Genomic DNA, 24,217 nt, shown 5'->3' on the forward strand with positions numbered 1-24,217 from the left:
TTCATATGTTAGCCTAATGATAAGCTCCCAACATAAACGGAACATGAACGGATCATTACAATTTCGGTAATGAGATGATAAAAGTCATGCCTTGCTGTCCGTTTCTCTTTGCTGTAATATTGCCGCCATGCAGTTCGACGACCTGCCGGACGATGGCCAAACCAAGCCCGCTTCCTCCAATTTCTTTTGTCCTTGAATCATCCACCCGATAAAAACGTTCAAAAATGCGCCCTATTTTTTCTTCTGGAATACCGATCCCTGTATCACAAAACGTTGCTATAACGGTATTGTCCTGTTCCGTCAAAGTAATTTCGATGGAGCCGCCTGTCTCGGTATACTTAATGGCATTGGAAAGGAGATTGGCCCACACTTTTTCCAAAAAAGCCGGATCTCCTTGCAATTCAATCTCATCCAGCTCCAACGATAATGACATTTCTTTCTCTTCGAGTGCCCACCTGTAACGGCGAATCGTTTCTTTTAATTGCTCGTCCAGCCTGAATGTTTTGAGTTGAAGAGGTGATAAAAGCTGGTCAAGTGAGGTCAAGAGCATAAGCTGTTTCGTCAGTGCGGAAAGCCGTTCTGTTTCAGCTTGAATGACCTTGGCGTAATTTTTTCGTTCAACTGCTGGCGGGTCATTTTCGATCAGGTTGGCATATCCTTTTATATTTAACAGCGGTGTTTGAAAATCATGAGATACATTATTGATAAATTCCTTTCGGATCCGGTCATTTTCCCCAAGCCGCTCCGTCATTAATTGAAAGCTTTGTGCAAGCTGGCCAATTTCATCTTTCCGATCAATTTGCAGCGGGTCGGTGAATTTCTCTTCGCCAACCCTTTTCGTTGCTTCAGTCAACTTTACAATCGGTTCAATCAGTTTTTTCGCCATAAACAGCATCGCCAGCAAACTGAGTATCGCCATCGTTACGATCATTCCCGCAAGCAGGAAGTGAACTTCTGTAAACAGGAACTTAATGTCCGGTCGCAGAAATAGTGCGTAATTCATCCCGTTATAGGTGAAGGAGGTCCCAACCGTATTGGCCGACTCATCGGCAAAAAAGCCGGTCATAAACGTTTCTGTTGGAAAGTGTTTCATTCCATGATAGTCTTCGCCTTTCAGAACACGGTCAATGTTTTGCGGGGACAGATTATCGACACGAAAAGGAGTGCCATACGTTTCTTTTTCCCGTTTTTCATTGATAGCGATCAATTTATAACCGGCATCCGCTTGTGTTTGAAGAAATTGTTTCAAGTCATTCTCCTTCGTGCTTTCAACATAAGAAACGAATGATTTCACAATCTCCATATTTTTTTCATCATTGGCCGCTTTTAATGTTTGGTGGTAAAAAGTGTTGACTGCCAGAAAAGCAACCAAGGCACTTGTGAGCATGATAACGAGTGTAAAAATGAGAAATTTGCTATATAGTGACTTCATTTATCCAGGACCTCTAGTTTATATCCGACACCCCGGACTGTTGAAATGACAACATTCTTTGCCAACTTTTCCAGTTTATCGCGAAGTCTTTTAATATGGACATTCAATGTTTGTTCATCACCTTCATAATCAAACCCCCATACTCTCTCGAGCAGCATTTCCCGTGTAAGCACCTGGTTGGGACGGGAGGCAAGTATGGAAAGAAGTTCAAACTCTTTTAAAGGAAAGAGATAAATCTTTTTTCCAGCGGATACTTCATAACTTTTCCTGTTGATTGTCAGAGGACCGGCTTCAATCAGCATATCGATCGCTTTTTCGTACCGCCGTAAAATCGCATTCACACGAAAAAGCAGTTCTTTCGGCTCAAAGGGTTTTACGACATAATCATCCGAGCCGGCGAGAAATCCTTTTTCTTTATCTTCCAACTCGCCTTTGGCAGTCAGCAACAATACGGGGATATCGGCTCTGGCTCTTAATGTTTTCGTCAATTCATAGCCATCCATTCCGGGCATCATCACATCGACAATCGCCAAGTCGGGTATGTCGTTTTCAATCAGTTCAAGTGCTTGATAACCGTTTGCCGCTTTTTCAACCGCATAGCCCGCTTGGGACAAGTGAATATTCACAAGCTCCAAAATATATGGATCATCATCTACAACAAGGATTTTCATATTTCGCCAGCTCCTTCCCCTTTTTTCTGAAAATGATATTTATGCTTGTTTCATTATAAAAGATTGGCGGCGGGGAAGCGAGTGTATGGAAGATCATTCTAATTCAGGCCCATATAGGAAAAAGAATTTTTTGTATTTTGTAGTATTTTTGCTTCCGGAATCGTCTAATTAGGAGGAAAGGAGGAAAGTTTTATAAAAAAAGTTGAAACCTTTTCTGTTATCGTACGTAGAAGGAGCGACAATCTTTTTTTCTTTCAAAGGTAATAGAATAAACAGAAGAAAGCATGATTAGTAAAATCGGGGGGAATATCGTGAAGAAAAAAGTATGGATCTGGATTTTGTCTATTGTCGTAGGACTGGGGATCATAGCGGCCATTGTCTTTTTTTTCATTCAAAACAGAATCGCAAGTGTCTCGGAAGAAATGTCGGAGGAAACATTCACCGTTCAGAAGGCAGCGGAACGGGAATTGTCTGAAACGATACTTGTTACGGGAAAAATCGTTCCTGAAAGTGAACAGAAAGTCTTTATTGAGCCGGATAAAGGGAGCATCATAGAATATTCCGTAGCGGAAAACCAAAAAGTGAAAGCGGGAGATCCTCTATTTAAATATGATGCTTCCAAACTGCAAAGCGAGTTAAATAAAGCTGTTAGGGAAAGAGATTTAATTCAAAAAAGAGCGAAAGCAGAAGAAAAGCAAATAGCGGACATGAATAAGCGAATAAAGAATGCAAAGGCGAATTCCGGGTCTGCGTCTGCATCAAGTGAACAGGAAGCAGAAGTTCCTATAGAAAGCGTCGATGACCTGACGAAAGAAAAAACGGAAATAGAAATCCAACATGAAACCACAAAGGCAGAAATTGTTGCTGCCCAAGAACAAATTAATGATTTGGACAAGCAAATCAAAGAGATGACTGTCGTCAGCAAAATAGACGGAATGGTCGTTAAGGTAGACAAAAATGCTGTAAGTACAGAAAACGCATCACCTGAGCCTGTCGTACATATCATTTCGAACCAACCGTTTAAGGTCATTGGAACGATGAGTGAATTTGATGCGGTTAAAATTAAAGAAAAACAATCCGTTATTATCCGTCCAAAAGTTTATAAAGATAGGGAATGGAAAGGGGAAATAGAATCTGTCTCACAATTTCCAAATGAGGAAGGAAGCGGCGGCGGTGAGGACTTCTCCGGCGGTGGAGGAAGCGGCGGCAGTGTAACGATGTATCCGTTCAAGGTAAAGATAACGGACGATACATCTGAATTAAGGCAAGGATTTCACGTCTCTCTGGAGATTAATGTTGCCGCTGAAGGAAAGTCTCTTGCTATTCCACATGCCGCGTTGCACGAAGAAGACGGCGCGGATGTCGTATATGTATTAAAAGACGACAAACTTGAAAGGCGCGAGGTTCAAAAGGGCGCGATGAATGATGAGTTTGTTGAAATAAAAGAAGGCGTCAAAAAGGATGAACTAGTCGTCATTGAGCCAACGGAAGGATTGCATGATGGAATGGAAGTGACCTCTTTTGATGAAGTTGAGTAATATTACAAAAGTGTATGGAAACGGGTCACTGAAAGTTCCTGTTTTGCATGATATTAATATAACCATTGAAGATGGCGAATTTATTTCGATCATGGGCCCGTCGGGTTCGGGAAAATCCACATTAATGAATATTATTGGATTTTTGGATTATCCGACAACAGGCACGTTTGAATTAAATGGTGAAAAAATCAGTTCCGCCAGTGAAAAAAAACTGGCGGAATTAAGAAACAAGCATATTGGATTCGTGTTTCAGCAGTTTTTTTTACTGCCGAGATTAAATGCTTTGAAAAATGTCGAGACGCCGTTAATCTATGCGGGTGTTTCAAAAAGAGAAAGATCGGACAGGGCAATGCAAATGCTGACGAAAGTCGGGCTGAAAGACCGGGTAAAGCATTTGCCGAGCGAACTTTCGGGAGGTCAAAAGCAGCGTGTCGCCATTGCCCGTGCTTTGGTGAATAATCCTTCGATCATATTGGCAGACGAGCCGACGGGAGCGCTTGATTCCACAACGAGCAAACAAATTATGGAACTGCTCGTCCAACTGAATAATGAAGGAAAAACAGTCATTATTGTTACCCACGAAGATGAAATTGCAGAATATACGAACCGAAGGATTATATTAAAAGACGGCAGGATTACAGATGACCGGAGGAGAACGCCATGAGTATATGGGAAAGCTTTAAAATTGCGTTATCCTCAATTTGGAACCATAAGATACGCTCACTGTTAACGATGCTCGGCATTATTATCGGGGTGGCGGCCGTTATCATCATCGTGGCCATTGGACAAGGTGCCAAGACAGAAATGACAGACGAGTTATTCAGCATGGATAAAAATATTGTGGAACTGTATTATGAGGAGGATATGTCAGAAGATGGAATGGCCATGATGACGGGGGAACAGCCGGAATTATCTACGGCCGATATAGAAACTCTTGCCGAAGTTCCGGGGGTAGAAGCCGTTTTGGCAACAAACATGGCTTCGGGAAGCCTGTTGGTGGATGATGAGCAGGTTGACCTGGAGATTACGGGTGTTGGAAGCGAGTTTTTTTCGGCAAGAGATATTCAAGTTGTTGAAGGGCGGCCCCTGAACCAACTGGATAATGACGGGATGAACCGGGTACTCATGATTGATACCGTAGCCAAGAAAAAGCTTTTTAAAGACAGCGATGAAGTCGTCGGAGAAGTGGTTGATGTAAACGATAATCCATATAAAATTGTCGGTGTTTATGAGTCCCCGGTCCCGGAGCAATTCCGATTTTCAGAAAATGGGGAAGCGTTAATGCCGAGGTCGGTTGTTTCCATGATGTTTGGAACGATGGAAATAGAAAGTCTGGCGGTTATAGCCAATAATCCCGAGAGAATATCGGAAATAGGACAGGAAGCGGCAGACACACTGACAGAAGCGAAAGGATTGGAAGAAGACCAAGGCCGGTACGCTATCTTCGATTTCTCCGAATATGAAAAAGAGTTTAATACGGTTATTACGGTAATGACATTGTTTATCGGCAGTATCGCGGCCATATCCTTGCTCGTTGGCGGGATTGGTGTCATGAATATTATGCTCGTATCCGTGACGGAACGAACGAGGGAAATTGGTTTGAGAAAGGCGCTTGGAGCCACACGCGGGAAAATACTTCTACAGTTTTTAATTGAGTCGATTACGCTAACCTCGTTGGGCGGCTTGTTGGGAATTAGTTTGGCTTTCTTTGTCTCAATGCTGATTTCCATTTTTGCGCCGATAAACGCCATTGTGAGTCCGCTCGTCGTCCTAATCGGAGTTGGATTTTCTGCATTCATCGGGGTTATCTTTGGAATTCTTCCAGCTAATAAAGCTTCCAAATTGAGCCCGATCGACGCATTGCGTTATGAGTAACAACTAAATATACGAACATGAGTAGCACAGACCAAGACCAAGGTTTGTGCTACTTTTTGTTAAAGCAGAAGTGAAAAAAGGCAAAACAGCTCATGAACAGTTTATATCTCTATTTAAAAGAGACGGCCTCTAACGTCTCAGATGCGGAACTGGCAATACCTGCTCTTGGAAAATGTTTAAATTGGCTAACCATACAAGAAGCTTTTCGGGAAGAACTATTGTACTTAATCCTAAATTGTCATAAAAATACAAAAATATCAAACGTGGGAAAATATAGAAAATTAAAGCGATTTATGTTATTATATATGCTGTTAGATGTAAGCGTGTTATCGGTAAATTTTATAAAAAGGGGACGCATTTTATAGAGCAGCATAATCTTAAGTACCATAATAAATATTAGTTGTTAAGCTTTGAAACCAAATAGGCGCAAAATAATATCTATAGTGATAACGCTGGTGAAGAGTGAGATATTAAACTTCGCAAGCAAGTTAAAAAGAGGAGAAATGAAAATTGAAAAAAATAAATTTTTGTTTTTTTACTGTGCCTTGTTTTTTAACAGTAATATTGCTCTTTCCCAATTTAATCATTGCTGAAAATAAAGACCAAGAGAGGGATATCCTTTTCTTAGGAAAATATTCTAAAGACGAAATACACCAAATCACGGAAACTAGAAATTCAATAAAAAAAGTAGAAGGTGCGGATATAATTCCTAGTTTTAGTGATGATATTAGTTCAGAAAATATAAACAAATATGATTCTATAGCTGTTTCATATGAAGTAGTTAAAAACAACAAATCACTATCAAAAAAGTTAAAAGAGAATCTGGAGAATGGAAAGAAAGTATATTTATATGGGGATCTTACTTTTGAGGATTATAGTAAAGTTTTAGAAGTTGATATATCGTTAGACACAAAGACTAGAAATAATGAAGTGAAGAAATTGGTATTTGGAAATAATAATAACAATGGCAACGATAGTAAAACTTTGGAAATAGAGGCTATTGATAAGTTGCAAATAATTGGGTATTCCCTAAACAAAGAAGATAATATTAAAGTTCTTGGTTTAAATATAAGTCACCATGATGAGAATGGAAAAACAGAAATTATACCGGACTCACTTTACTTAAAAGGAATATTAAGATATGAACAAAAAGATATAGAAAATGACTCAGTTACACTAAATAATGTTCCTGGTGAGCCAGTTTTACGAAATGATGTGTTACTTGTTGGAGAAGCATTTTATATAACAGATATAGTAGGAGAAATTCAGTCGAATTGGTATTTGTATAAATTACTTGACGAACAAGACCCTGATTGGGATTATTTTTTACTTGATAATGCTGTAAAACCAAAAATCATGAAACATAATGGGAGTTTTTTTGGATCCACATGGAGAGCAACCTTTATGCGTATAAATCATATCTTACCATCTCACCTAAAAAGTAGATTGATAGAATCTACTCCAAAAGATACTGAAGGAGATGATTATGGAAATTACTCTCTATCAATTTCTTTTCCCTGGCAGATTTCATTTACAATACCTTACAGAAGTAAGCCCACTATACAATTAGATGAAGATTTGAAACTGAATCAATCTGATTGGTATGTTGAAGCACAAATGTTTGGTAAATACAGAGGGCTTGAATCGAGTAGAGAGCAGTATAGATTTATTACTGCATGGACAGCTGGAACTGACCATCCTGTAGGTAATAATATAACAGAAATGATAGTTAGAAACTATGTTGAATTTACATCAGGAATAGATGCTTCAACAGATACGGGAAATCAGTTTTTAGTTAGGTATAGGCACTAAAATTAGAATTAACTAAATTTTAAATATATATTTTTTTCTGCGCTTGAACCTTTTTCAAGTTCGTTGTTGGCTTGTTGAAGGTTTTTTCTTTTTTGCGAACTGGAGATGAAGAAGCATTTATGGTAAAAAGCAAAGGAGGACAAACCAATTGAAAACTGCTTTAGAAGCTTTTGTGGGAAGAAACATAGAGTACTATGAAGAAAAATGGAAAAATGAATACAGTTGGAATTGGGCAGCTTTCTTTTTAACATTTTTATGGTTAGGTTATAGAAAAATGTATGGGGTTATCTTTGGTTTCGTGGGGTTAAACTTATTGATTGATTTTATATTATACTTTGTTACACACGAGATTTATTCGACTACTAGTAGTACCATAATGAGCATTATATTTTTCATAATTCCCTCAACTGTTTTAGGCTATACAGGTAACTATTTTTATAAAAGACAAGCTGAAAAAAATATAATCTATCTAAATAAGTTGAATTATGATACAAGTGAAAGCATGAGCGAACTAAGAAAAAAGGGAGGGGTGAGTTCAATTGGATTAATGTTAGCCATTAAAATAATGATGATGTATTATTTTCTCTCACAGATTATGTATGTGATACTATGAGATTTGAGCGCTTATCATAGTAATGCAATGGTAGAAATGAATGATTGTAATCTAAAGGAAGTCGATGTTCCCTAAGGATAGAAAGTGCATCGATTTTTTTGGATAGTAATGAATGTAGTATCCTGTCTCATATCCCGAATGGGGAAAATAAGTTACTGACCATTCATGTAAAGCTGGATGGCAAAAACCTATAACCTCGCATATATTTCAAGAGGCGGGGCGACGTAGAGGATGCACAAAGTGCAAGCGAAGTGTCAGACAAGGAAAGCACGGACTACATCGCCTACGCCCAAAGATAAAGCGCGCAAGCTTTCTTGGAGGACGTTTGCTGGCTGGCTTGTAAACAGAGTTGCGGATTCGTTGTTCCATTCCGTCATTTGATCGTTGATATGACGGCTTTTTCGATTTCCTGGTAACTTGTACATCGGCATATATTGGATGACAGCCAGTTTTTCATCACATCTTTTGACGGGTTGCCATTATGTTGAAGGAGCGAATGGCAATTGAGGATGAAGCCCGGTGTACAGTAGCCGCATTGGAATGCGAAATGCTCGACAAAAGCCCGCTGTATGGGGGCATCCCGCAAACCTTCGATTGTTGTGATGGTATGGCCGGAAGCTTCGACAGCAAGCATAATACATGATTTAAAAGGCAGAGTGTCAACGAGTACAGTACAGGCCCCGCAATCACCATTCAGGCATCCTGGTTTCGCGCCCGTCAAGCCAAGCTTTTGGCGAAGAACGTATAAGAGCGTTTCCCCTGCGAGTACCTCAACTTCAACGATTTCCCCGTTTATGTCCATCTCGACTGTAAATCTTTGTTTTTCCACTAAGCTCCCTCCATTTCCATGATAAAATCCATCAACATGTTTCGCAAAACGAACAGGCGATATTCTCTTGATCCTTCAATGTCATCAAGGATAGGATCAGGTACTTGTTGCAAGGTGTGTTCAACTCTGCTTGCAAACGATAAACCCGTCCTGTTGATGGCTGTTTCCATTGCGGATGAGCGAAAAGGAAAGGGGCAAAGCCCGCTGAATGCCAGTCTGAGTTGTCCATCCGCTTTGACAGCCGCTCCGGTAATGAGGGGATAGCCGGTATCCCATTGCTTTCGTATTTTTCGCGAAATGTAGGGAAGCTGTAGAAAGTCTGTATCTGTTAGAATTTGGACGAGAAGCCGCCCTTCTTCCAGAATTAGTTCTGTGATCGGCACTTCTTTTACCCCTTGCATATCTGCGACTAGAACATGGCTGTTCGCCAGCAGAAAAGGCAAAATCGCTTCCCGGTAAAATATTTTTCCGCAAATATTTCCTCCAATCGTAATCTTGTTTCGGGAGGTACGGTCGGCCACTTCACTGGAAACATCCGCTAATAATGGAAAGATATTTCGATTTTCAAGAGCGGTCAAAGGAACGGACGCGCCAATCGTTAAAAATGGAGATGATGTTTGTAAAACCATACATTCCGGAATTCCTTTTATATCAATAATGGAACCTGGCGTATCTATGTTCAATCGGCCAAGTGTTAAAATTTCGGTTCCTCCGGACCAATACATTGGCTGTTTATCGTCCTGTTTTAGTGTTTGGAACAAATTCACGGCTTCCTGTAATGTTGTTGGCTTGTAATACTCTACATAGGCTGGCAGCACTGCTTACATCCTCCTTTCTTTTGTTCTCCATAACAATTCAGGGGTGAGAGGCAAATGGTGAAGATCCACTTGCAACGCCGTGGACAAAGCGTTTGCCAACGCGGCCGGCATGCCGATGAGGCCATGCTCGCCAACTCCCCGCGCCCCATACGGCGCATCTATTTGAAGGGATTCTACAAAGTCGACGATATACTCGGGCTGTTCCCCGTACCGAATCGGCTGGTATGTTCGCAATTGCGGGTTAAGTACTCGCGCGTGTTGATCAAAAATAAAGGTTTCCCGGCCTGCAAAGGACAGGCCCATGCTCATGGCTCCCGTTACTTGCCCTTCTGCGGCCTTTTGATTTAATACTTTGCCAATGTCGATGACGGATATCGCTTTTACTAAACGGTATTCGTATGTTCTTGTATCGACTTCAACTTCGACACCTTGGGCTCCGACAGTCCACTCAGGCCCGTGTTTGCCTGCGCCGGTTTCTTTATTGAGCTTCGTCATGTGTCTTAAGGTGTATGTTCCGCTTCCGATAATCTGTCCGCCAATTGATATGCCGCTGGGAAACGTATAGCCGTAGGCTATCTCTTTTACCGCAATATGAATGGTTGGGTCATCTCGTAAAAATATTTTTTCATAACCGACTTCCAAATCTTCAATCGGGGCAAGCAAAATGCAGGAAGCTCTCTCCTTTAATTGAAAAATAACATCATCCGCCGCATTCAAAAGGGCTCTTCCAGCCATGAAAGTTCCCCGGCTGGCAACGGTTTTCCAATGTTCCGGTGTATGTTGCGTATGAACGGTCATTTGAACGTGGATGTTCTCAACCGGCATTTTTAACTTTTCCGATAACATCTGTGCCAAGATCGTTTTAGTTCCCGTGCCGATTTCAACAACGCCGGAAATGATATTGATGCTTCCATCCGGATTGAACATTAAAATGACTCCTGAACTAGAATTTGTGTCGATCGTGGAGTTTTTCCAAAGGCAGCTGATCCCTTTGGCTCTTACTTTGTTCTTGCCAACGGCGGTGATCCGTCCTTCATCCCAACGGATCAGTTCCTTCAATCTGGATAGGCACTGTCGTACATTTCCGACATTGCTCGTATTCAGTTTTACTTGGGAAGGTGACGTATCGCCGGGCCTGATCGCATTTTTATATCTGAACTCGAGGGGATCCATGTTCAATTTATTGGCGAGCATATCCATCGTCCGCTCAAAGGCAAAGTGGACTTCCGAGTGGCTGAATCCTCTAAACGGACCGGGATACGGATGGTTCGTGTACATGCTAAGTGAGTCGCAATAAATATGTTCAATCCGGTAAGGCCCCGTACAATCGACGGCACCCGCCCGAGCCAAGTCAGTCGATTTATCGGAATAGGCTCCGCTGTCCCATAAATACAGCAATTCCGCCGCCTTTAATAGTCCATTTTTCGTGCATCCAAGTTTTATCGTCGCGTCCAGCCCGATATGCCCCGGAGCCGTGACCATATCTTCTTCCCTGTTGTTGGCGATTTTCACTAATCTGCCGTTTACCGCTTTGGAGGCGATATACGCCAGAATCTCCAGTTGTATGGACGCTTTTCCGCCATATCCTCCTCCGACCAAGGGTGTTTTGACAATGATGTTGCCTGAGGGAATTTGAAAATACGCGGCAATCAGTTTTTTGATCATAAAGGGGGCCTGCGATGACGAAGTAATTTCAATGATCCCATTATCATGAATTTGAGCGAGGGAACAACGTGTTTCCATTGCGGCATGGTCTGAGGGATGGAACGAATAGGAGGCAAGTACAGTGACATCGCTCTCTTCCCAGCCCTTTTGCATATTTCCTTTGCGAATTTTTATTTTTGATGCGATGTTTGTTCCGGGTACGGGATACACGCCCTCTATTTTGTGATAACTGCCAAGCTGTTCATGAAGGAGCGGGGCGGCTCGGTGCAGTGCTTCGCGCGGGGAGTTTACAACTGGAAGGGGATCATATGCAACTTGGACTTGATTGGCCGCAAGCTGAGCGGTTGCCATGCTATCCGCGACAACAATCGCAACAACTTCTCCGTAATAACGCACCCGGTCGACAGCGACTGGCGGACGATCCCGAATCTCTTCACCGGTGAGCGGTAAGTTATCGCCTGTAATAATCGCTCGGACCCCTTTTATTTTGAGGGCATCGGATATGGTAATCTGGACGATTTTTGCATGAGCGTAGGGGCTTGTAACCAGTTTTCCGTCCAACATGCCCACTGTTTCATCATCATTTGTATATTTCGCTTTCCCGGTCACTTTTTCCCAAGATTCTTTACGATACACACTTTTCCCAATAAACTTCATCGTACAGTCACTCCATCCGTTTTCGGTTATAGTAACATCTTATGATGATGGTAACCGGTAACATTCATCAACCTTAAGGGAATCAACCAAGACTTGATGATCCGTTGAAATGGATGGGGCGTAAAGGAAATAAGGGATTACCATATTTTTGTTAAATGGCGAAAGTCGGCTAGTCGTATTTTCGGTGCTTTCGTTATGAAGCTGGTGTATAGGTTGTACCGGTCAGATTGCTTTGTTAATTTTTTGTAAATATCCTTTGTTTTTATGTTAAGTTCCTGTAAATGCGCTTAAATTGTAACGATTTATGTCGATTTAATGTATGACAAATTGGAATTACGGAGTTGATGATCTATTTGAGTTGACGAACGTGCAATGCCATTGTTCATAATTTTATCGGATAAAAAAGTGGGCGGTGTATGAGTGATGAATTGGTTTTTCAATTTAAAAGTGGGAGTGAAGTTGACCTCGGCTTTTCTCATTATCGCACTCCTTCAAGCCGGTACAGGTATGATCGCACTATCGCAAATGAGCAAAATCAATCAAGAGGCAGAAACGATGTATCGTGAAAGCCTTATCCCCACTCAAGAACTGGGGGAAGCCCGGAACCTTGTTCAGCAATTAAGATTGGCGAGCCGGGACTTATATTTATACCCGGAAGAAGCGGACAAGAAAGTGGAAGAAATAAAAAAAATGAAAGAACAAGTTGCGGCACACATTGAGGCATACAGTTCAAGTCAATTAACAAAAGAGCAAAAAGTGAAGTTGGCGCAATTCAATAATAAATGGGAATCCCATAATATTTCTTATGATCAAGCCGTTCAGTTAATACTTGAAGGCAAACAGGCCGATTACTTGTTAACCATTAATGCGGGTTTGCTCAAATTTCAAAATGAGATGTTTGATGGGTTGAATGAGTTGATGCAATCAGAGACAGCGTTGGCTGAAAAAGGTCAAAAAGATGCCGAATCGGCTTATGAAACGACTCTCGTCATAATGACGGGCATTATTTTTTTCATTTTTATACTCAGTATAGTGTCTGGTATGTTCATTGCCAAAATGATTTCCCGTCCGCTGCGGCAAGTAGCTCGTTTAGTTGAAAATGTGGCTGATGGCGATTTATCGGAGACAACCAAAATACAGACAAAAGATGAAGTGGGAGTTCTTGCCCAATCGATCAACAAAATGATCTTAAACTTGAGAGCCACAATCCAACATATTTTAAGTGCGGCGGAAAATTTATCCGTTTCTTCCGGGCAGGTTTCCGCAAGCACTGACGAGGCTGCAAGAGCCAGTACGAACCAGGCAAATGTTGCACAAACGATGAACGAGTTGTTGAAAGAATTATCGGACGCTATCAGCTCGGTTGCACAAAACACGGAAGAAGCTGTAAAATTGGCCCATCAGACAATAGAGATTGCCGAAGATGGAGAAAAAGTCGTTCAATCTTCTGTAGAAGTGTCCGAAAAGGTTAGTGCGCAAATATCCAGCTTGGAAGATGGATCAACAAAAATCGGAGAAATCATCAAAGTGATGGATGAAATTGCTGAACAAACGAACCTCCTTGCTCTGAATGCGGCCATTGAAGCAGCTCGGGCAGGTGAACAGGGACGGGGATTTGCAATCGTTGCAGAAGAAGTTCGTAAATTGGCAGAAAGAAGTGTTGAAGCGACAGATGAAATCTCAAGGATCGTAAAAACGATGCAAGAAGCGATTATCCGCAGTGTAAAGTCTGTTGAAGAAGGAGTCATCAAAACGAAACAATCAGGTGAGGGTTTTGAAAAAATCATTACCATGATTCATCACACGAGAGATAAAGTAACAGAAATTGCGAGTGCAAGCGAAGAGCAAGCCGCACAATCTTCAGAAGTCCTTTCTTATATAGAAACCATTTCGGCCACAACCGAAGAAACGGCTGCCAGCAGTGAAGAAACGGCATCAACGGCAAATAACTTGACCAATTTGGCGACGAAATTAAATGCTTCAGTCGCAGCGTTTACTTTACACAAAAAAGACCGTATTTCTTCTTCAATTGAAAACCCCAAAGCGGCTCCATAATGATTTTCAACAGCGGCATAACGGTCTGATCCCGAAGCAACAGCGGGTTCAGGCTTTTTTTCTGAATAAAGGGCTGTAGTTATTAACAATTAGTGAAAATTCCCCGATATGTAGGTTTTAGACGAAAATCATATTATAATGGAGGGAGAATATTACGATCTGATCATTGTTAAGGGGACGATAGAAAATGAGTCAACAGAAGACAGGTGCAGAGCATGCATCTTTTGGAAATCAGCTTCAAATCACTTCTTTTTTAGCTGATGTAATCGCTCTTTTTAAAGGGGTTGTGTTAATAGCCAATGTACTGCCTGTCTTTACGGGTTTTTGGCTCGCCGCCCACTTTACAAATACAGTCATTGATCCCAATTTATTTTTCTTGACAATCATTGGAAGCACACTAGTCATGGCCGGGGCGCTCGTCCTTAATAACTGGTATGAGGCCGATATAGACAGAGTCATGGCCAGAACACAAGTGCGTCCGACAGTGACAGGCAATATTTCATTAAAAATGGCGTTGGGGTTGGGTATCGCATTAAGCGCCCTGGGATTTATTCTTTTGTTTTTTACAACGATGGAGGCTGTCCTTTACGCTTTTATCGGGTGGTTTACGTATGTCGTCATGTACACGATGTGGACAAAGCGAAAATATACATTTAACACGGTGATCGGAAGCATCTCAGGAGCAGTCACACCGTTGATTGGATGGGGAGCAATTGATTCTGCCATGCATATTATCCCAATCGTTTTATTTATGATTCTGTTTATTTGGCAAATGCCTCATACATTCGCGATCGCGATGAAGAGGTATGACGAGTACAAAGCGGCAGGCGTTGCCATGCTCCCGGTGATCCGGGGCTTTGAAATGACAAAGCGACAAATTTTTGTGTATGTAGCCTGCTTGTTGCCTCTGCCGTTTTTTCTGGTGTCGCTCGGGACCACCTTTATTGTGATTGCGACTTTACTAAACCTCGTCTGGCTGGTACTTGCGATCCGGGGCTTTTTTGTAAAAGATGATGTGAAATGGGCTCGTGCCAACTTTGTTGTTTCTGTTAATTATATTGCAATTTTGTTTATCACGATGGTGATTGTGACGATCTAATGTTTGGAAAGCAGTTAAAGGCTACGACATAAGCAAATACGAAGTAGCAAAAACCGAACATTTTATTTATAATTGTTCGGTTTATTTGTGTAAAAAAAATCCCTATCATCGCTACGTCAACATATTTCGCTTTCCGCAGGTCTCTTCAGCTTCCTCGGAAAGCAAAGATCGCTTTCCTGCGGGATCTTCAGCTCGAGCGATTCCCGCAGGAGTCTACCTATTTTGACTACGCTAAAAGCTTGCATATTATACATCAGGACAATTGATCCCGCATGTAAGGTGCCATATACACCACTTCAAGACATGAGTTGATACCAAAAGGTCTAAGTGTAAGAAAACGGCATCTAAAAGCCCGATTGGTTCAACTAACATTTCTTGGAAAAGGCATACCAAGAAATGAAGTTTCACTTTATCCCGCATGTAAGGTGCCGTAAGCCTCCCACTTCAAAATTTTGAGTGAATACAAAAGGTCCAAGTGTGAGAAAACGGCACCTAAAAGCCCGATTGGTTCAACTAACATTCAGTAGGAGATGGAAGAAAACTCCTACTGAATGAAGTTTCACTTTATGGTTCGTTTTTTACTCGGCTGATTTTGTTGTGCCCCGGCCTCTTTTTCGTGATTTCTAGCAAGCGTTTAGGCCGGATCATGTTGATTAAACTCGTGCTTTGCAAAAGTATGCATACCCCAAATTTTTTTAACTAATTCAAAACACTTTCTTGCTTTAGTCTCTTATAGTCTCCACTGGAATAACCTGTTTCCAATAAGACCTCCTCATTATGCTGTCCAAGAAGGGGAGCAGGTTTTGTCAGTTCTCCGGGTGTTTCTGAAAATTTGGCAGGAAAGCCCAATGTTTTGACCGCCCCGGCAGCCGGATGTACATATTCCAGTATCATTTCCCGTTCTAGAATATGGGGGTCACTCAAGGTCTGATTGTAAGTATAAATCGGACCGCAAGGAATTCCGTGTTGTTCTAAAAGCTCCAGCCAATACACGGAATCGCGCTTTGATAATATTTCTTCAATATCTTTTTCAAGTTCTTTGAGATGAAGCGTGCGCAGGCTGTTTGTCAAATAACGCGGATCTTCCATCCAATTTGGCCGATCGACGACATGTAAACAAAATGTTTCCCATAACTTTTGATTGGCGGCCCCGATTAAAATGAAGCCATCCTTTGTTTTAAACCCTTGATAGGGTGCGGCGGCACGGTGGGCTGTTCCGGTTTTTCCCGCTACTTGTCGGCTGCCAAAATAAGCTGCTGCTTCCCATACCGTCCAGGCAAGCCCCGAGTCAACAAGAGACACATCAATATACTGCCCTTTTCCGGTTTTCAGCCGGTAAATGTAGGATGTCAAAATGGATTGAATGGCTGTTTGGGCGGCAGCCAAGTCGTGAATGGCAATTCCGACTTTGACTGGCTTTCCGCCTTGTTCGCCTGTCATTTCCATGAGACCGGATAATCCTTGCGCCATAATATCGAACCCGCCTTTATTTCGATAAGGACCGGTTTGGCCATATCCCGATATGGAGCAATATATGAGAGCGGGATTTAATTCTTTTAAGGTGTCGTAGTCAATTCCGAGCTTCTTCGCTACCCCGGGGCGAAAGTTTTCCACGAAAACATCTGCTTTTTTGACTAATTCATATAAAATGTCTCGGCCTTCTTCCTTTTTGACGTTCAGGCACATGCCGCGTTTATTGCGATTGACCATCATATACATATGGCTTTCATTGTTGTGAAACGGTCCCATGGCCCGCGTATCATCGCCATTTGGATATTTTTCGATTTTAATGACATCTGCTCCCATATCGCCGAGCACCATCGTGCAGTATGGTCCGGCCAATACTTGTGACAGATCAATCACTTTCATGCCTTGTAATGCTTGATTCATGTCGTTTTCACCTGGTTTCTAATTCTGTTAAAGTTCGGACGGCGCTTCTCTAAAAACGCCTGAATGCCTTCCTCGTAATCTTCGGAGCTGAACGAATCGAGAATGGATTTTGCCAATTCTTCATCTTCATCGGTGGCTCCGTCTATGATCTTGTGGATCACCTGTTTTATTCCTGAATTGGCCACCAATGATTTTTCGGAAATGTTACGGGCAAACTGGATGCATTGTTCCTCCAGTTCGTCAGAAGCATACACATAATCGATCAAACCGATGTCGCGCGCTTCTTCCGCCCCGATTAATTTTGCCGTATAAAGCAATTCTTTTGTCTTAGTTACCCCAATTAGATTCATAAGCCGCTTCGTGCTTTTTACATTATAGATAATCCCGATATTGGCGGCTGTAATGCCGAATGTTCCGTCAGCAGATGAAAAGCGGAAATCGCATGAATTGGCCAGTTCCAGTCCACCGCCAATCGCAAGCCTTTGTATAAGGGCGATCGTTGGCCGGGAAAATCGGTACAACTTTTCAATCGCTTCTAGCGCGGCTTCATTATAGGCTTTTGCTTTTTCGGCCTGGTAGCGGACATCAAGAAATTCGGTAATGTCCGCTCCGGCGGAGAAGGCTGTTTTATCAACGCCGCGGACGATTAAAACTCTAATGGCGGGGTCCTTTTCCAGTTCATCCAAAATAGAAGACAGCTTGCGAAACATCTTGAGCGTAATGGCGTTTTTTTTCTCAGGGCGATTCAAAACGAGAATGGCAATATCTTTATTTCTTTCTACGTATAAAGGATTTGTCATTTGAAACCTCCGGTTGATTAATCGTTTCACTCTTACTCCCAGCTTACGATGATAGAGCCGCGGAACTCTTCTTCGATGAATGTTTTCACCTCATCAGATTGGTAAGCTTTCACAAGCTTTTTCACTACAGCGTCATCTTTATTTTCGTCCCTTACAGCAATGACATTTGTATAGGGCGAGTCCGTTGATTCCAGAAGGATGGCGTCTTCTTTTGGGTAAAGGCCGGCGTCGATGGCAAAGTTTGTATTGATCGCTGCCGCGTCGACCTCGCTGAGCTGCTTGGGAATTTGTGCGGCATCAAGCTCGATAAATTCAAGGTTTTTCGGGTTTTCTTTTATGTCTTTCAGTGATGCTGTCTCTTTCGCATCATTAGCCAGTTGAATGTGGCCGGCTTTTTCCAAAATAAACAGCGCCCGGGAACCGTTTGTCGGATCGTTGGGTAGTCCAAACTTGGCTCCCTTTGGAAGGTCATCAATACTTTGATAGTCTTCCGAATAAACCCCCATTGGATTTAAAATCGTTTTGCCTACAGATACCAAATCGGTATCGTGGTCTTTATTAAACTGATCCAAGAAGGGCTGGTGCTGATAGCTGTTCGCATCAAGTTCACCGTCAGCCAATGTTTTGTTTGGCAGGATATAATCAGAAAAAATCTTTAACTCAATGTCCAATCCGTCTTTTTTCGCCACTTCTTTAACCTTTTCCATAATTTGCTCATGGGGGCCGGCTGTAGCGCCCACAATAAGCTTTTCTTCTTCCGTCTTTGTTCCCGTCGCATTGTTTCCACATCCGGAAACAATGACAGCCAATAGTAATCCTAGTAACAATATTCTAATGTTTTTCATTTTCTTCCCCCCAGTTTTTGGGGAATATCAAGAAACAAAAAAGCCTCTCTTCTTAAAAAAAAGAAAGAGAGGCTTAGTCATATACTCATCATAACTGGTTCCTCTCTTATCTTTCAAAACACATTCATGTTTTGCAGGATTTAGCACCTTTCTATTTTTAATAGATGGTTGCCGAGCTTCATTGGGCCAGTCCCTCAGCTACTCTTGATAAGAGAACGCTATTTCATTTACTTGTATTTCCCTATTATTTAAGAATGTAAAGCATGGGATAGATAATGTCAAGTTCATTTTTGGAAGTGGGCGAATATGGTACATTGTCAAAAGGCAGTGGTATAATGGACACATCAATATGCGGGAGAGAATGTAATGAAGAAATACATTGAGGCTTTAAAACCAACGGTTTACTCGTTGTTTGACCATTTTCACAACCATCCGGAGGTAAGCTGGAAAGAATATAAAACGACTGAATATATCCGGGATTTTTTAGTCAAAGAAGGATTTGCCGTTCAAACATTTGATGATGGCACTTGCACCGGTCTTGTAGCTGAAGTTGGAGCAGGAGAGCGGTGCGTTGCTTTGCGTACGGATATAGATGCTTTATGGCAGGAAGTCAATGGAAAATTTCAAGCAAATCATTCATGTGGTCACGATGCCCATATGACGATGGCAATTGGAACGATGTTGTTGCTCAAAAAAGTGGGATTTCCCGAAAATGCCAAGCTGAAATTTATTTTTCAACCGGCAGAAGAAAAAGGAACAGGCGCTTTAAAAATGTTGGAGAAAAAAGTGCTCGATGATGTAGATTATTTATATGGTGTTCATTTGCGACCTATCCAGGAACTGGAAGATGGTTATGCGGCACCTGCGATCCTTCATGGCGCCGGGATGTTTTTATCAGGTGAGATCAAAGGGGACGATGTTCATGCAGCAAGGCCCCATCTAGGAGCGAATTCCATTGAAATTGGCGCATCCATCGTGCAGCAAATCCAAGGCATTCATCTTGACCCGATGGTTCCCTATTCGGCAAAAATGACCAAATTCCAGGCAGGCGGCGCAGCGAGTAATATTATCCCTGGCAACGCATCCTTCAGTTTGGATGTAAGAGCGCAGACAAATGAAGTACTTGAGCAATTGGCCACAAAAATTGAACATATCGTCGCATCACTTGAAAAGCTTCACAACGTTAACATTCAGTTGGAGACGAAAGCGCATATCGCGGCTGCGAAAGCGAATCATGATGCCATTCGTATGATGAGAAAGGCGATTGTTGCAGCACTCGGAGAGGACAGATTGGAAGAGCCCATTGTTACATCCGGAGGGGAAGATTTTCACTTTTACACATTAAAAAAGCCACAGCTTAAAGGAACCATGCTAGGGCTCGGGTGCGGGCTTGCACCTGGTCTTCATCATCCGGAAATGACGTTTAATCGTGAGGCCATGCTTTCAGGTATAGAAGTTTTAGCTTACGCGATATTGAAGACATTGGAGGGAGGATTCAAGCATTGAGTTCGGAAGTACTCATTAAAACACTACAAAGTGTGGAGGAAATGGCTCTTGTAAAAGAATTGGAAGAATTGGTATGGAAGTGGGATGCCATTCCTGTTCACCAAACGGTTACGGCCATAAGAAATGGGGGCCTCATCGTAGGTGCCTTTCATGACGAGAAACTTGTTGGTTTCAGCTACAGTTTTCCGGGATTCTTGAATGGAAAGGTTTATTTATGCTCTCATGCGCTTGGCATCCATCCTGATTATCGGGTAAAAGGGATCGGCTATCAGTTGAAAGAAAGGCAGAAGTCTGAAGCAAGAAAGTTGGGCTATGACATGCTCACATGGACTTATGATCCGCTTGAAAGCCGAAACGCCTATTTGAATTTGACCAAACTTCGCTCAGTCTGCAATACTTATATCGTCAATTCATATGGCGAGGGGAAAGACGAGCTGAACAATGGCTTGCCGACAGACCGATTCAAAGTAGAGTGGTGGATCAATAGTGATCACGTAGAAAAGCCGTCTTCTTTTAAAGTAGATAAGAGTAACGCTTTTCAGGTGCCGTATCAGGAAGGTGAGGGAGGTTTACCGCGACTGGGAAATTTGGACCTTCCTTTTTCCGCCGAACAAATAGTAGTTCCCGTGCCTGCATTTTTCCAACAAATGAAAAAAGAAGACATGGGGCTCGCCATAGATTGGCGAATGAAGACAAGATCGATCTTCCGACAGCTTTTTAATGCTGGATACACGGCTGTGTCACTCATTCGCCATGAAGATGCGCCAGTTCATCACTACCTGCTTGTGAAAAGGTCTGAGCTGCAATTGGATGAAAAAGCAAATTAGTTAAACCGATTGCGGGGGTGAGAAAGTCCTCGACAGCCTCATTCGGCTTTTGATTGTGCCCAGTTTTCTGGAACGAAGAGGAGCCCTATAAAAAAGCTTGTAGAGAAAGAAGCGATTTTCTCTGCAAGCTCTTTTTTTACGGTATTGGGTGTGCCGTTTCAGCTGTTGAAATCCGTTCTTTACGGATGGTAACCCGATCCAATTTTTCACGGTCGACAGCAAAGCCGATCCCGGGACCAGTCTGCACTTGAATAATCCCGTGGTCCATCGTTACTTCCGGCTGGATGATGTCCTCAGTCCAATAATGGGAAGATGGCGCCGTATCTCCCGGAATCGTAAAGTTCGAGAGGGATGTCAAGGCGATATTGTGTGCCCTGCCAATCCCCGTTTCAAGCATGCCGCCGCACCAGACGGGAACACCGTTGTCTTTGCAAAGGTCATGGATCCGCACCGACTCGCCAATTCCTCCTACGCGTCCAATTTTAATATTGATAATCCGGCAACTCCCCAACTGTAGTGCTTTTCTCGCATCTTCCAGGCTGTGGATGCTTTCATCGAGGCAGACAGGGGTTTGCAATTGTTCCTGAAGGGTGGCATGGTCGATAATGTCGTCATGGGCAAGCGGCTGCTCGATCATCATGAGATTGTATTGATCAAGTTTCTTCAAATGATTAATGTCATTTAATGTATAAGCAGAGTTGGCATCCGCCATGAGTGGAATATCCGGAAACTCTTTGCGTACGGCATCTATATAATCAAGGTCGGCGCCTGGAGCAATTTTCACTTTTATTTTCCTGAAGCCTTCATCCACATATTCAGCGACTTTTTCAACGAGTTTTACAGGCGAGCTTTGTATGCCGATGCTTTTGCCCACTTCAATCTCTGTTTTTGTGCCGCCGATCAATTCGGATAAAGCGATGTTGTTTTTCTTGGCAAATGCGTCCCAGATCGCGGTCTCAATCGCCGATTTGGCAATTTGATTTCTTCTGACAAAAGTCAGCATATCATGCACTTCAAGCGGATGTTGAATCGTTTTGTGCATCACTTTCGGAATGAGAAAATCTTTTAACATATATGTGGCTGTATACGTTGTTTCCTCATTATAATACGGCTCATCACTCGTAACCGTTTCGCCCCAGCCGGATACACCTGATTCGTCGACCGCTTCTACAAGGCACACATGTTTTTCCAATGCGGTGCCAAAGCTTGTCGTAAAAGGCGCAATCAATTTCATTTTAATCGTATGAAGAACAACCTCTGTCAATATGACGGGTTTCATTGTGACTCCCCCTTTGATTATTCGTAAATAAAGCATACGCTACTATCATCGCATTTTCAATTGACCCCGCAGGGCATTTTTATCTTCTAAACCAATCTGCATGTTCATCCATATGAACAAACGGGATGTCTGTATCCACTTCGCCTGTGATTCGTTCCATGGAAATGTCTTTTCCTGCGAGCCAAGCGCCAAAATCCAAGACAGTGGGAAATTGATCACCGCCAAGCGCAAACCAGACTTTCAATTCATTTGGAAAATAAGCGGCCGTATGAATCGTCCCTGCCCAGCTTGCATATAAATCGGAAAATATGCCTTTATCCGTGTCATTAAGCAGATGAAAGGCTTCTCGCGCTTCGCTCAAATGGGCCTGGTGTTCTTCCAATATGGCAAGCCTTCTCTTTGAGTCGACGAGATGCCCCCGGTTTTCATGTTGTAATAGTTCAAAATGATTCGTACATATGCGTGATTCCCGAACTTTTACTTCACGTGGTGTCGCTTCTGCGATGAATGTTCGGCCACTGCGATCATGCATAATGTAACTAAAAGAATGCCGGTGGGGAATTTCTTTTAAAAGGGCCACGGCTTCCTCTACATGTGCACACGTTTCCAAAACAATCCTGTTGATCATGCTGCAAATGAATCCGTCACCAGGTTTCTTCCGATTCATGAAATTATACCCCATAACCAATCCTTTTTCGTTCATCCCATCGGAGCGGCCCGTTATTCTTTGGCTTGGCCCGGCCGTTGCATATCCATGATCGGAAGGATGGAAAAATACAAACCGCCCTTCATATGTTTTCGGGTGGTAATCGTAATTACGTATAAAATAATCATTTCCCGTCAAAATTGAGCAACCGGAGCGGGGAATTTCCAGGCGGTAACCACCAAATTCCGTCAATACTTTTTCAATCGGCCACTGAAGCGCTTCTTGAAAACCAAGAAGCTCCTCCCAAATCGCGGGAGCAAACGAAGCGATCGCCTGTTTTGCTTCCGCGGCATTTATCTGAAATCTGGGTCTGCGGACTTTCCATTGATTCTCCCGATTTATAAGTGTAAGCGAGTCCTTTAAAAGCTGGCCTTGCATTTTGCCAAAATCGTAGTGCGTTCCGCGAAACGGGATGATGTCGCTATAAATAGTTTTCAAGGTATGCAACCTTCCTTTCCATTCTATACGGTTCATTTTATGGAAAGGAGGAAAGGAAAACAAATGGGAAGTCTTTAAGATAAAGTCAATGGTAAGTGAATGATAACAAGCGTTTTTACTTTTTCGATTAAAAAACCTTATCAGCAAAGTATTTTGACAGCGGGGAAGCAATCCTCGTATCTATTCTGGGTTCGCGCTTTGAGAATATCGGGGAAGAGAGAGAAGACGAAGAAACCTCGTTAAAAGTTCGAACGGCTTCACGCTCGCAGGCATGGTTGGTTTTCTGAAAAATAGAATCAAGATGAAGATGAACGGCTTTGACCTTGCCTTATTTTTGAAACCTCTTGGCAAGCGGTCCGACAATTGATCACCACTTGAATTGGAACGATTTCCTATTACTTTACTGTCGGAGTGTGGCAATGGCACATATTCCAGAAAGTGGCGGCAATCCTACATGAACATCGGGCGGATCATCATTTATCTCAATGACAAAAGGAGCCGGGGATAAGAAGTCAACTCTTAAATGAACGTATATGAGCTTTCATGATGTAAAGAGGCATGGTGTCCAGGAGCCCAAAGTCAAGATTATTTGCCCCCAGATGAAAAAGGAAAAAGCACACGGTGCGATAGGGCACCGAATGCTATTAAAAGGGAGATTAAACATGAAACCGTTTTCTAAACTTTCATGAACCTGTTATCATTCTAAGCTTACTGTTACGAAGGATAATGTTCAAAACAAGGTTCTTTTCAACACTTTTCCCCAACCATTGATAAAGTCCATATAATTGTGTAAAAAGAATAGGTCACCATCATGACCATGTTACAATGTTTTCGACCAAGAAAAACACATGGAGGACATGAT

At 42.4% G+C, this 24,217-nt stretch carries 19 protein-coding genes and 1 riboswitch; of the genes, 9 read left to right on the forward strand and 10 right to left on the reverse strand.

The window, feature by feature from the left end:
* Positions 1-55: 55 nt before the first annotated feature.
* Together JOC94_RS14840 and JOC94_RS14845 are read right to left on the reverse strand one after the other, a co-directional pair.
* Positions 56-1,432 (reverse strand): sensor histidine kinase, encoded by a 1,377-nt coding sequence (locus JOC94_RS14840; RefSeq protein WP_077112951.1) that lies wholly within the window; start codon positions 1,430-1,432, stop codon positions 56-58.
* A complete protein-coding gene (locus tag JOC94_RS14845) occupies positions 1,429-2,103 on the reverse strand; it encodes a response regulator transcription factor (protein WP_077112950.1) in 675 nt (224 codons plus the stop codon). The genes JOC94_RS14840 and JOC94_RS14845 overlap by 4 nt, the downstream gene beginning before the upstream one ends.
* Before the next feature lie 311 nt (positions 2,104-2,414).
* On the opposite strand from JOC94_RS14845, the gene JOC94_RS14850 reads away from it, so the two are divergent.
* The 5 genes from JOC94_RS14850 (at position 2,415) to JOC94_RS14870 (ending at position 7,941) form a co-directional block, all read left to right on the forward strand.
* Positions 2,415-3,641, forward strand: coding sequence for an efflux RND transporter periplasmic adaptor subunit (locus JOC94_RS14850; RefSeq protein WP_077112949.1), 1,227 nt, complete (start codon positions 2,415-2,417; stop codon positions 3,639-3,641).
* Positions 3,625-4,305, forward strand: a complete 681-nt coding sequence (locus JOC94_RS14855) for an ABC transporter ATP-binding protein (protein ID WP_171973955.1) — start codon at positions 3,625-3,627, stop codon at positions 4,303-4,305. Before JOC94_RS14850 ends, JOC94_RS14855 begins: the two co-directional genes overlap by 17 nt.
* Positions 4,302-5,516: an ABC transporter permease gene (locus tag JOC94_RS14860; RefSeq protein ID WP_077112948.1), complete on the forward strand. Its 1,215-nt coding sequence runs from the start codon at positions 4,302-4,304 to the stop codon at positions 5,514-5,516. Before JOC94_RS14855 ends, JOC94_RS14860 begins: the two co-directional genes overlap by 4 nt.
* A 510-nt stretch (positions 5,517-6,026) precedes the next feature.
* Positions 6,027-7,328 (forward strand): hypothetical protein, encoded by a 1,302-nt coding sequence (locus tag JOC94_RS14865; RefSeq protein WP_077112946.1) that lies wholly within the window; start codon positions 6,027-6,029, stop codon positions 7,326-7,328.
* Between the two features lie 148 nt (positions 7,329-7,476).
* Positions 7,477-7,941 carry a DUF2628 domain-containing protein gene (locus tag JOC94_RS14870; RefSeq protein WP_077112945.1) on the forward strand — a complete coding sequence of 155 codons (465 nt, stop codon included), beginning with the start codon at positions 7,477-7,479 and terminating at the stop codon, positions 7,939-7,941.
* Positions 7,942-8,314: 373 nt separating this feature from the next.
* Here the strand turns inward: JOC94_RS14870 and JOC94_RS14875 are convergent, their stop codons facing one another.
* From JOC94_RS14875 to JOC94_RS14885, 3 genes are read right to left on the reverse strand one after another with little or no spacing between them, the layout of a single operon-like run.
* Positions 8,315-8,743 carry a (2Fe-2S)-binding protein gene (locus JOC94_RS14875; protein WP_077112954.1) on the reverse strand — a complete coding sequence of 143 codons (429 nt, stop codon included), beginning with the start codon at positions 8,741-8,743 and terminating at the stop codon, positions 8,315-8,317.
* A gap of 26 nt (positions 8,744-8,769) precedes the next feature.
* Positions 8,770-9,588 carry an FAD binding domain-containing protein gene (locus JOC94_RS14880; protein WP_077112944.1) on the reverse strand — a complete coding sequence of 273 codons (819 nt, stop codon included), beginning with the start codon at positions 9,586-9,588 and terminating at the stop codon, positions 8,770-8,772.
* 3 nt (positions 9,589-9,591) lie between these two features.
* Positions 9,592-11,910, reverse strand: coding sequence for a xanthine dehydrogenase family protein molybdopterin-binding subunit (locus JOC94_RS14885; RefSeq protein ID WP_077112943.1), 2,319 nt, complete (start codon positions 11,908-11,910; stop codon positions 9,592-9,594).
* A gap of 423 nt (positions 11,911-12,333) precedes the next feature.
* Between JOC94_RS14885 and JOC94_RS14890 the strand changes: the two genes are divergently transcribed.
* Complete coding sequence (locus tag JOC94_RS14890) at positions 12,334-13,965, forward strand: methyl-accepting chemotaxis protein (RefSeq protein WP_077112942.1); 1,632 nt, start codon at positions 12,334-12,336, stop codon at positions 13,963-13,965.
* 187 nt (positions 13,966-14,152) lie between these two features.
* Entirely contained in the window at positions 14,153-15,064 is a 912-nt protein-coding gene (gene cyoE / locus JOC94_RS14895; protein ID WP_077112941.1) for a heme o synthase, read from the forward strand.
* 699 nt (positions 15,065-15,763) lie between these two features.
* Here cyoE and JOC94_RS14900 read toward each other — a convergent pair.
* Genes JOC94_RS14900 through JOC94_RS14910 form a run of 3 tightly spaced genes read right to left on the reverse strand, consistent with a single transcriptional unit; the run spans position 15,764 to position 18,599 of the window.
* Positions 15,764-16,954, reverse strand: a complete 1,191-nt coding sequence (locus tag JOC94_RS14900) for a CaiB/BaiF CoA transferase family protein (protein WP_077112940.1) — start codon at positions 16,952-16,954, stop codon at positions 15,764-15,766.
* Positions 16,951-17,754, reverse strand: coding sequence for an enoyl-CoA hydratase/isomerase family protein (locus JOC94_RS14905; protein WP_077112939.1), 804 nt, complete (start codon positions 17,752-17,754; stop codon positions 16,951-16,953). Before JOC94_RS14905 ends, JOC94_RS14900 begins: the two co-directional genes overlap by 4 nt.
* A 32-nt stretch (positions 17,755-17,786) precedes the next feature.
* Positions 17,787-18,599: a MetQ/NlpA family ABC transporter substrate-binding protein gene (locus tag JOC94_RS14910; RefSeq protein ID WP_077112938.1), complete on the reverse strand. Its 813-nt coding sequence runs from the start codon at positions 18,597-18,599 to the stop codon at positions 17,787-17,789.
* A 103-nt stretch (positions 18,600-18,702) separates the two neighbouring features.
* Positions 18,703-18,813, reverse strand: a riboswitch (SAM riboswitch).
* Positions 18,814-18,965: 152 nt separating this feature from the next.
* On the opposite strand from JOC94_RS14910, the gene JOC94_RS14915 reads away from it, so the two are divergent.
* Both JOC94_RS14915 and JOC94_RS14920 read left to right on the forward strand, forming a co-directional pair.
* Positions 18,966-20,105 (forward strand): M20 peptidase aminoacylase family protein, encoded by a 1,140-nt coding sequence (locus tag JOC94_RS14915; RefSeq protein WP_077112937.1) that lies wholly within the window; start codon positions 18,966-18,968, stop codon positions 20,103-20,105.
* Entirely contained in the window at positions 20,102-20,932 is an 831-nt protein-coding gene (locus JOC94_RS14920) for a GNAT family N-acetyltransferase (protein ID WP_236017112.1), read from the forward strand. Before JOC94_RS14915 ends, JOC94_RS14920 begins: the two co-directional genes overlap by 4 nt.
* A gap of 136 nt (positions 20,933-21,068) precedes the next feature.
* Here the strand turns inward: JOC94_RS14920 and menC are convergent, their stop codons facing one another.
* The gene (gene menC / locus JOC94_RS14925; protein WP_077112935.1) at positions 21,069-22,211 is read right to left on the reverse strand and encodes an o-succinylbenzoate synthase; all 1,143 of its coding nucleotides are present in this window, start codon (positions 22,209-22,211) and stop codon (positions 21,069-21,071) included.
* 79 nt (positions 22,212-22,290) lie between these two features.
* Positions 22,291-23,355, reverse strand: a complete 1,065-nt coding sequence (locus JOC94_RS14930; RefSeq protein ID WP_077112934.1) for a C45 family autoproteolytic acyltransferase/hydolase — start codon at positions 23,353-23,355, stop codon at positions 22,291-22,293.
* Between the last annotated feature and the right edge of the window lie 862 nt (positions 23,356-24,217).

Origin of the sequence: Siminovitchia thermophila, from assembly GCF_016909185.1 — a bacterium.
In the GTDB taxonomy this organism is placed as follows: domain Bacteria; phylum Bacillota; class Bacilli; order Bacillales; family Bacillaceae_C; genus Siminovitchia; species Siminovitchia thermophila.

Bases quoted from the DNA above. Each gene is read 5' to 3' on its own strand.
- JOC94_RS14840 (WP_077112951.1), bottom strand. From the start codon at position 1,432: ATGAAGTCACTATATAGCAAATTTCTCATTTTTACACTCGTTATCATG.
- JOC94_RS14845 (WP_077112950.1), bottom strand. From the start codon at position 2,103: ATGAAAATCCTTGTTGTAGATGATGATCCATATATTTTGGAGCTTGTG.
- JOC94_RS14860 (WP_077112948.1), top strand. From the start codon at position 4,302: ATGAGTATATGGGAAAGCTTTAAAATTGCGTTATCCTCAATTTGGAAC.
- JOC94_RS14875 (WP_077112954.1), bottom strand. From the start codon at position 8,743: ATGGACATAAACGGGGAAATCGTTGAAGTTGAGGTACTCGCAGGGGAA.
- JOC94_RS14885 (WP_077112943.1), bottom strand. From the start codon at position 11,910: ATGAAGTTTATTGGGAAAAGTGTGTATCGTAAAGAATCTTGGGAAAAA.
- JOC94_RS14890 (WP_077112942.1), top strand. From the start codon at position 12,334: ATGAATTGGTTTTTCAATTTAAAAGTGGGAGTGAAGTTGACCTCGGCT.
- cyoE (WP_077112941.1), top strand. From the start codon at position 14,153: ATGAGTCAACAGAAGACAGGTGCAGAGCATGCATCTTTTGGAAATCAG.
- JOC94_RS14900 (WP_077112940.1), bottom strand. From the start codon at position 16,954: ATGAATCAAGCATTACAAGGCATGAAAGTGATTGATCTGTCACAAGTA.
- JOC94_RS14905 (WP_077112939.1), bottom strand. From the start codon at position 17,754: ATGACAAATCCTTTATACGTAGAAAGAAATAAAGATATTGCCATTCTC.
- JOC94_RS14910 (WP_077112938.1), bottom strand. From the start codon at position 18,599: ATGAAAAACATTAGAATATTGTTACTAGGATTACTATTGGCTGTCATT.
- JOC94_RS14915 (WP_077112937.1), top strand. From the start codon at position 18,966: ATGAAGAAATACATTGAGGCTTTAAAACCAACGGTTTACTCGTTGTTT.
- menC (WP_077112935.1), bottom strand. From the start codon at position 22,211: ATGAAACCCGTCATATTGACAGAGGTTGTTCTTCATACGATTAAAATG.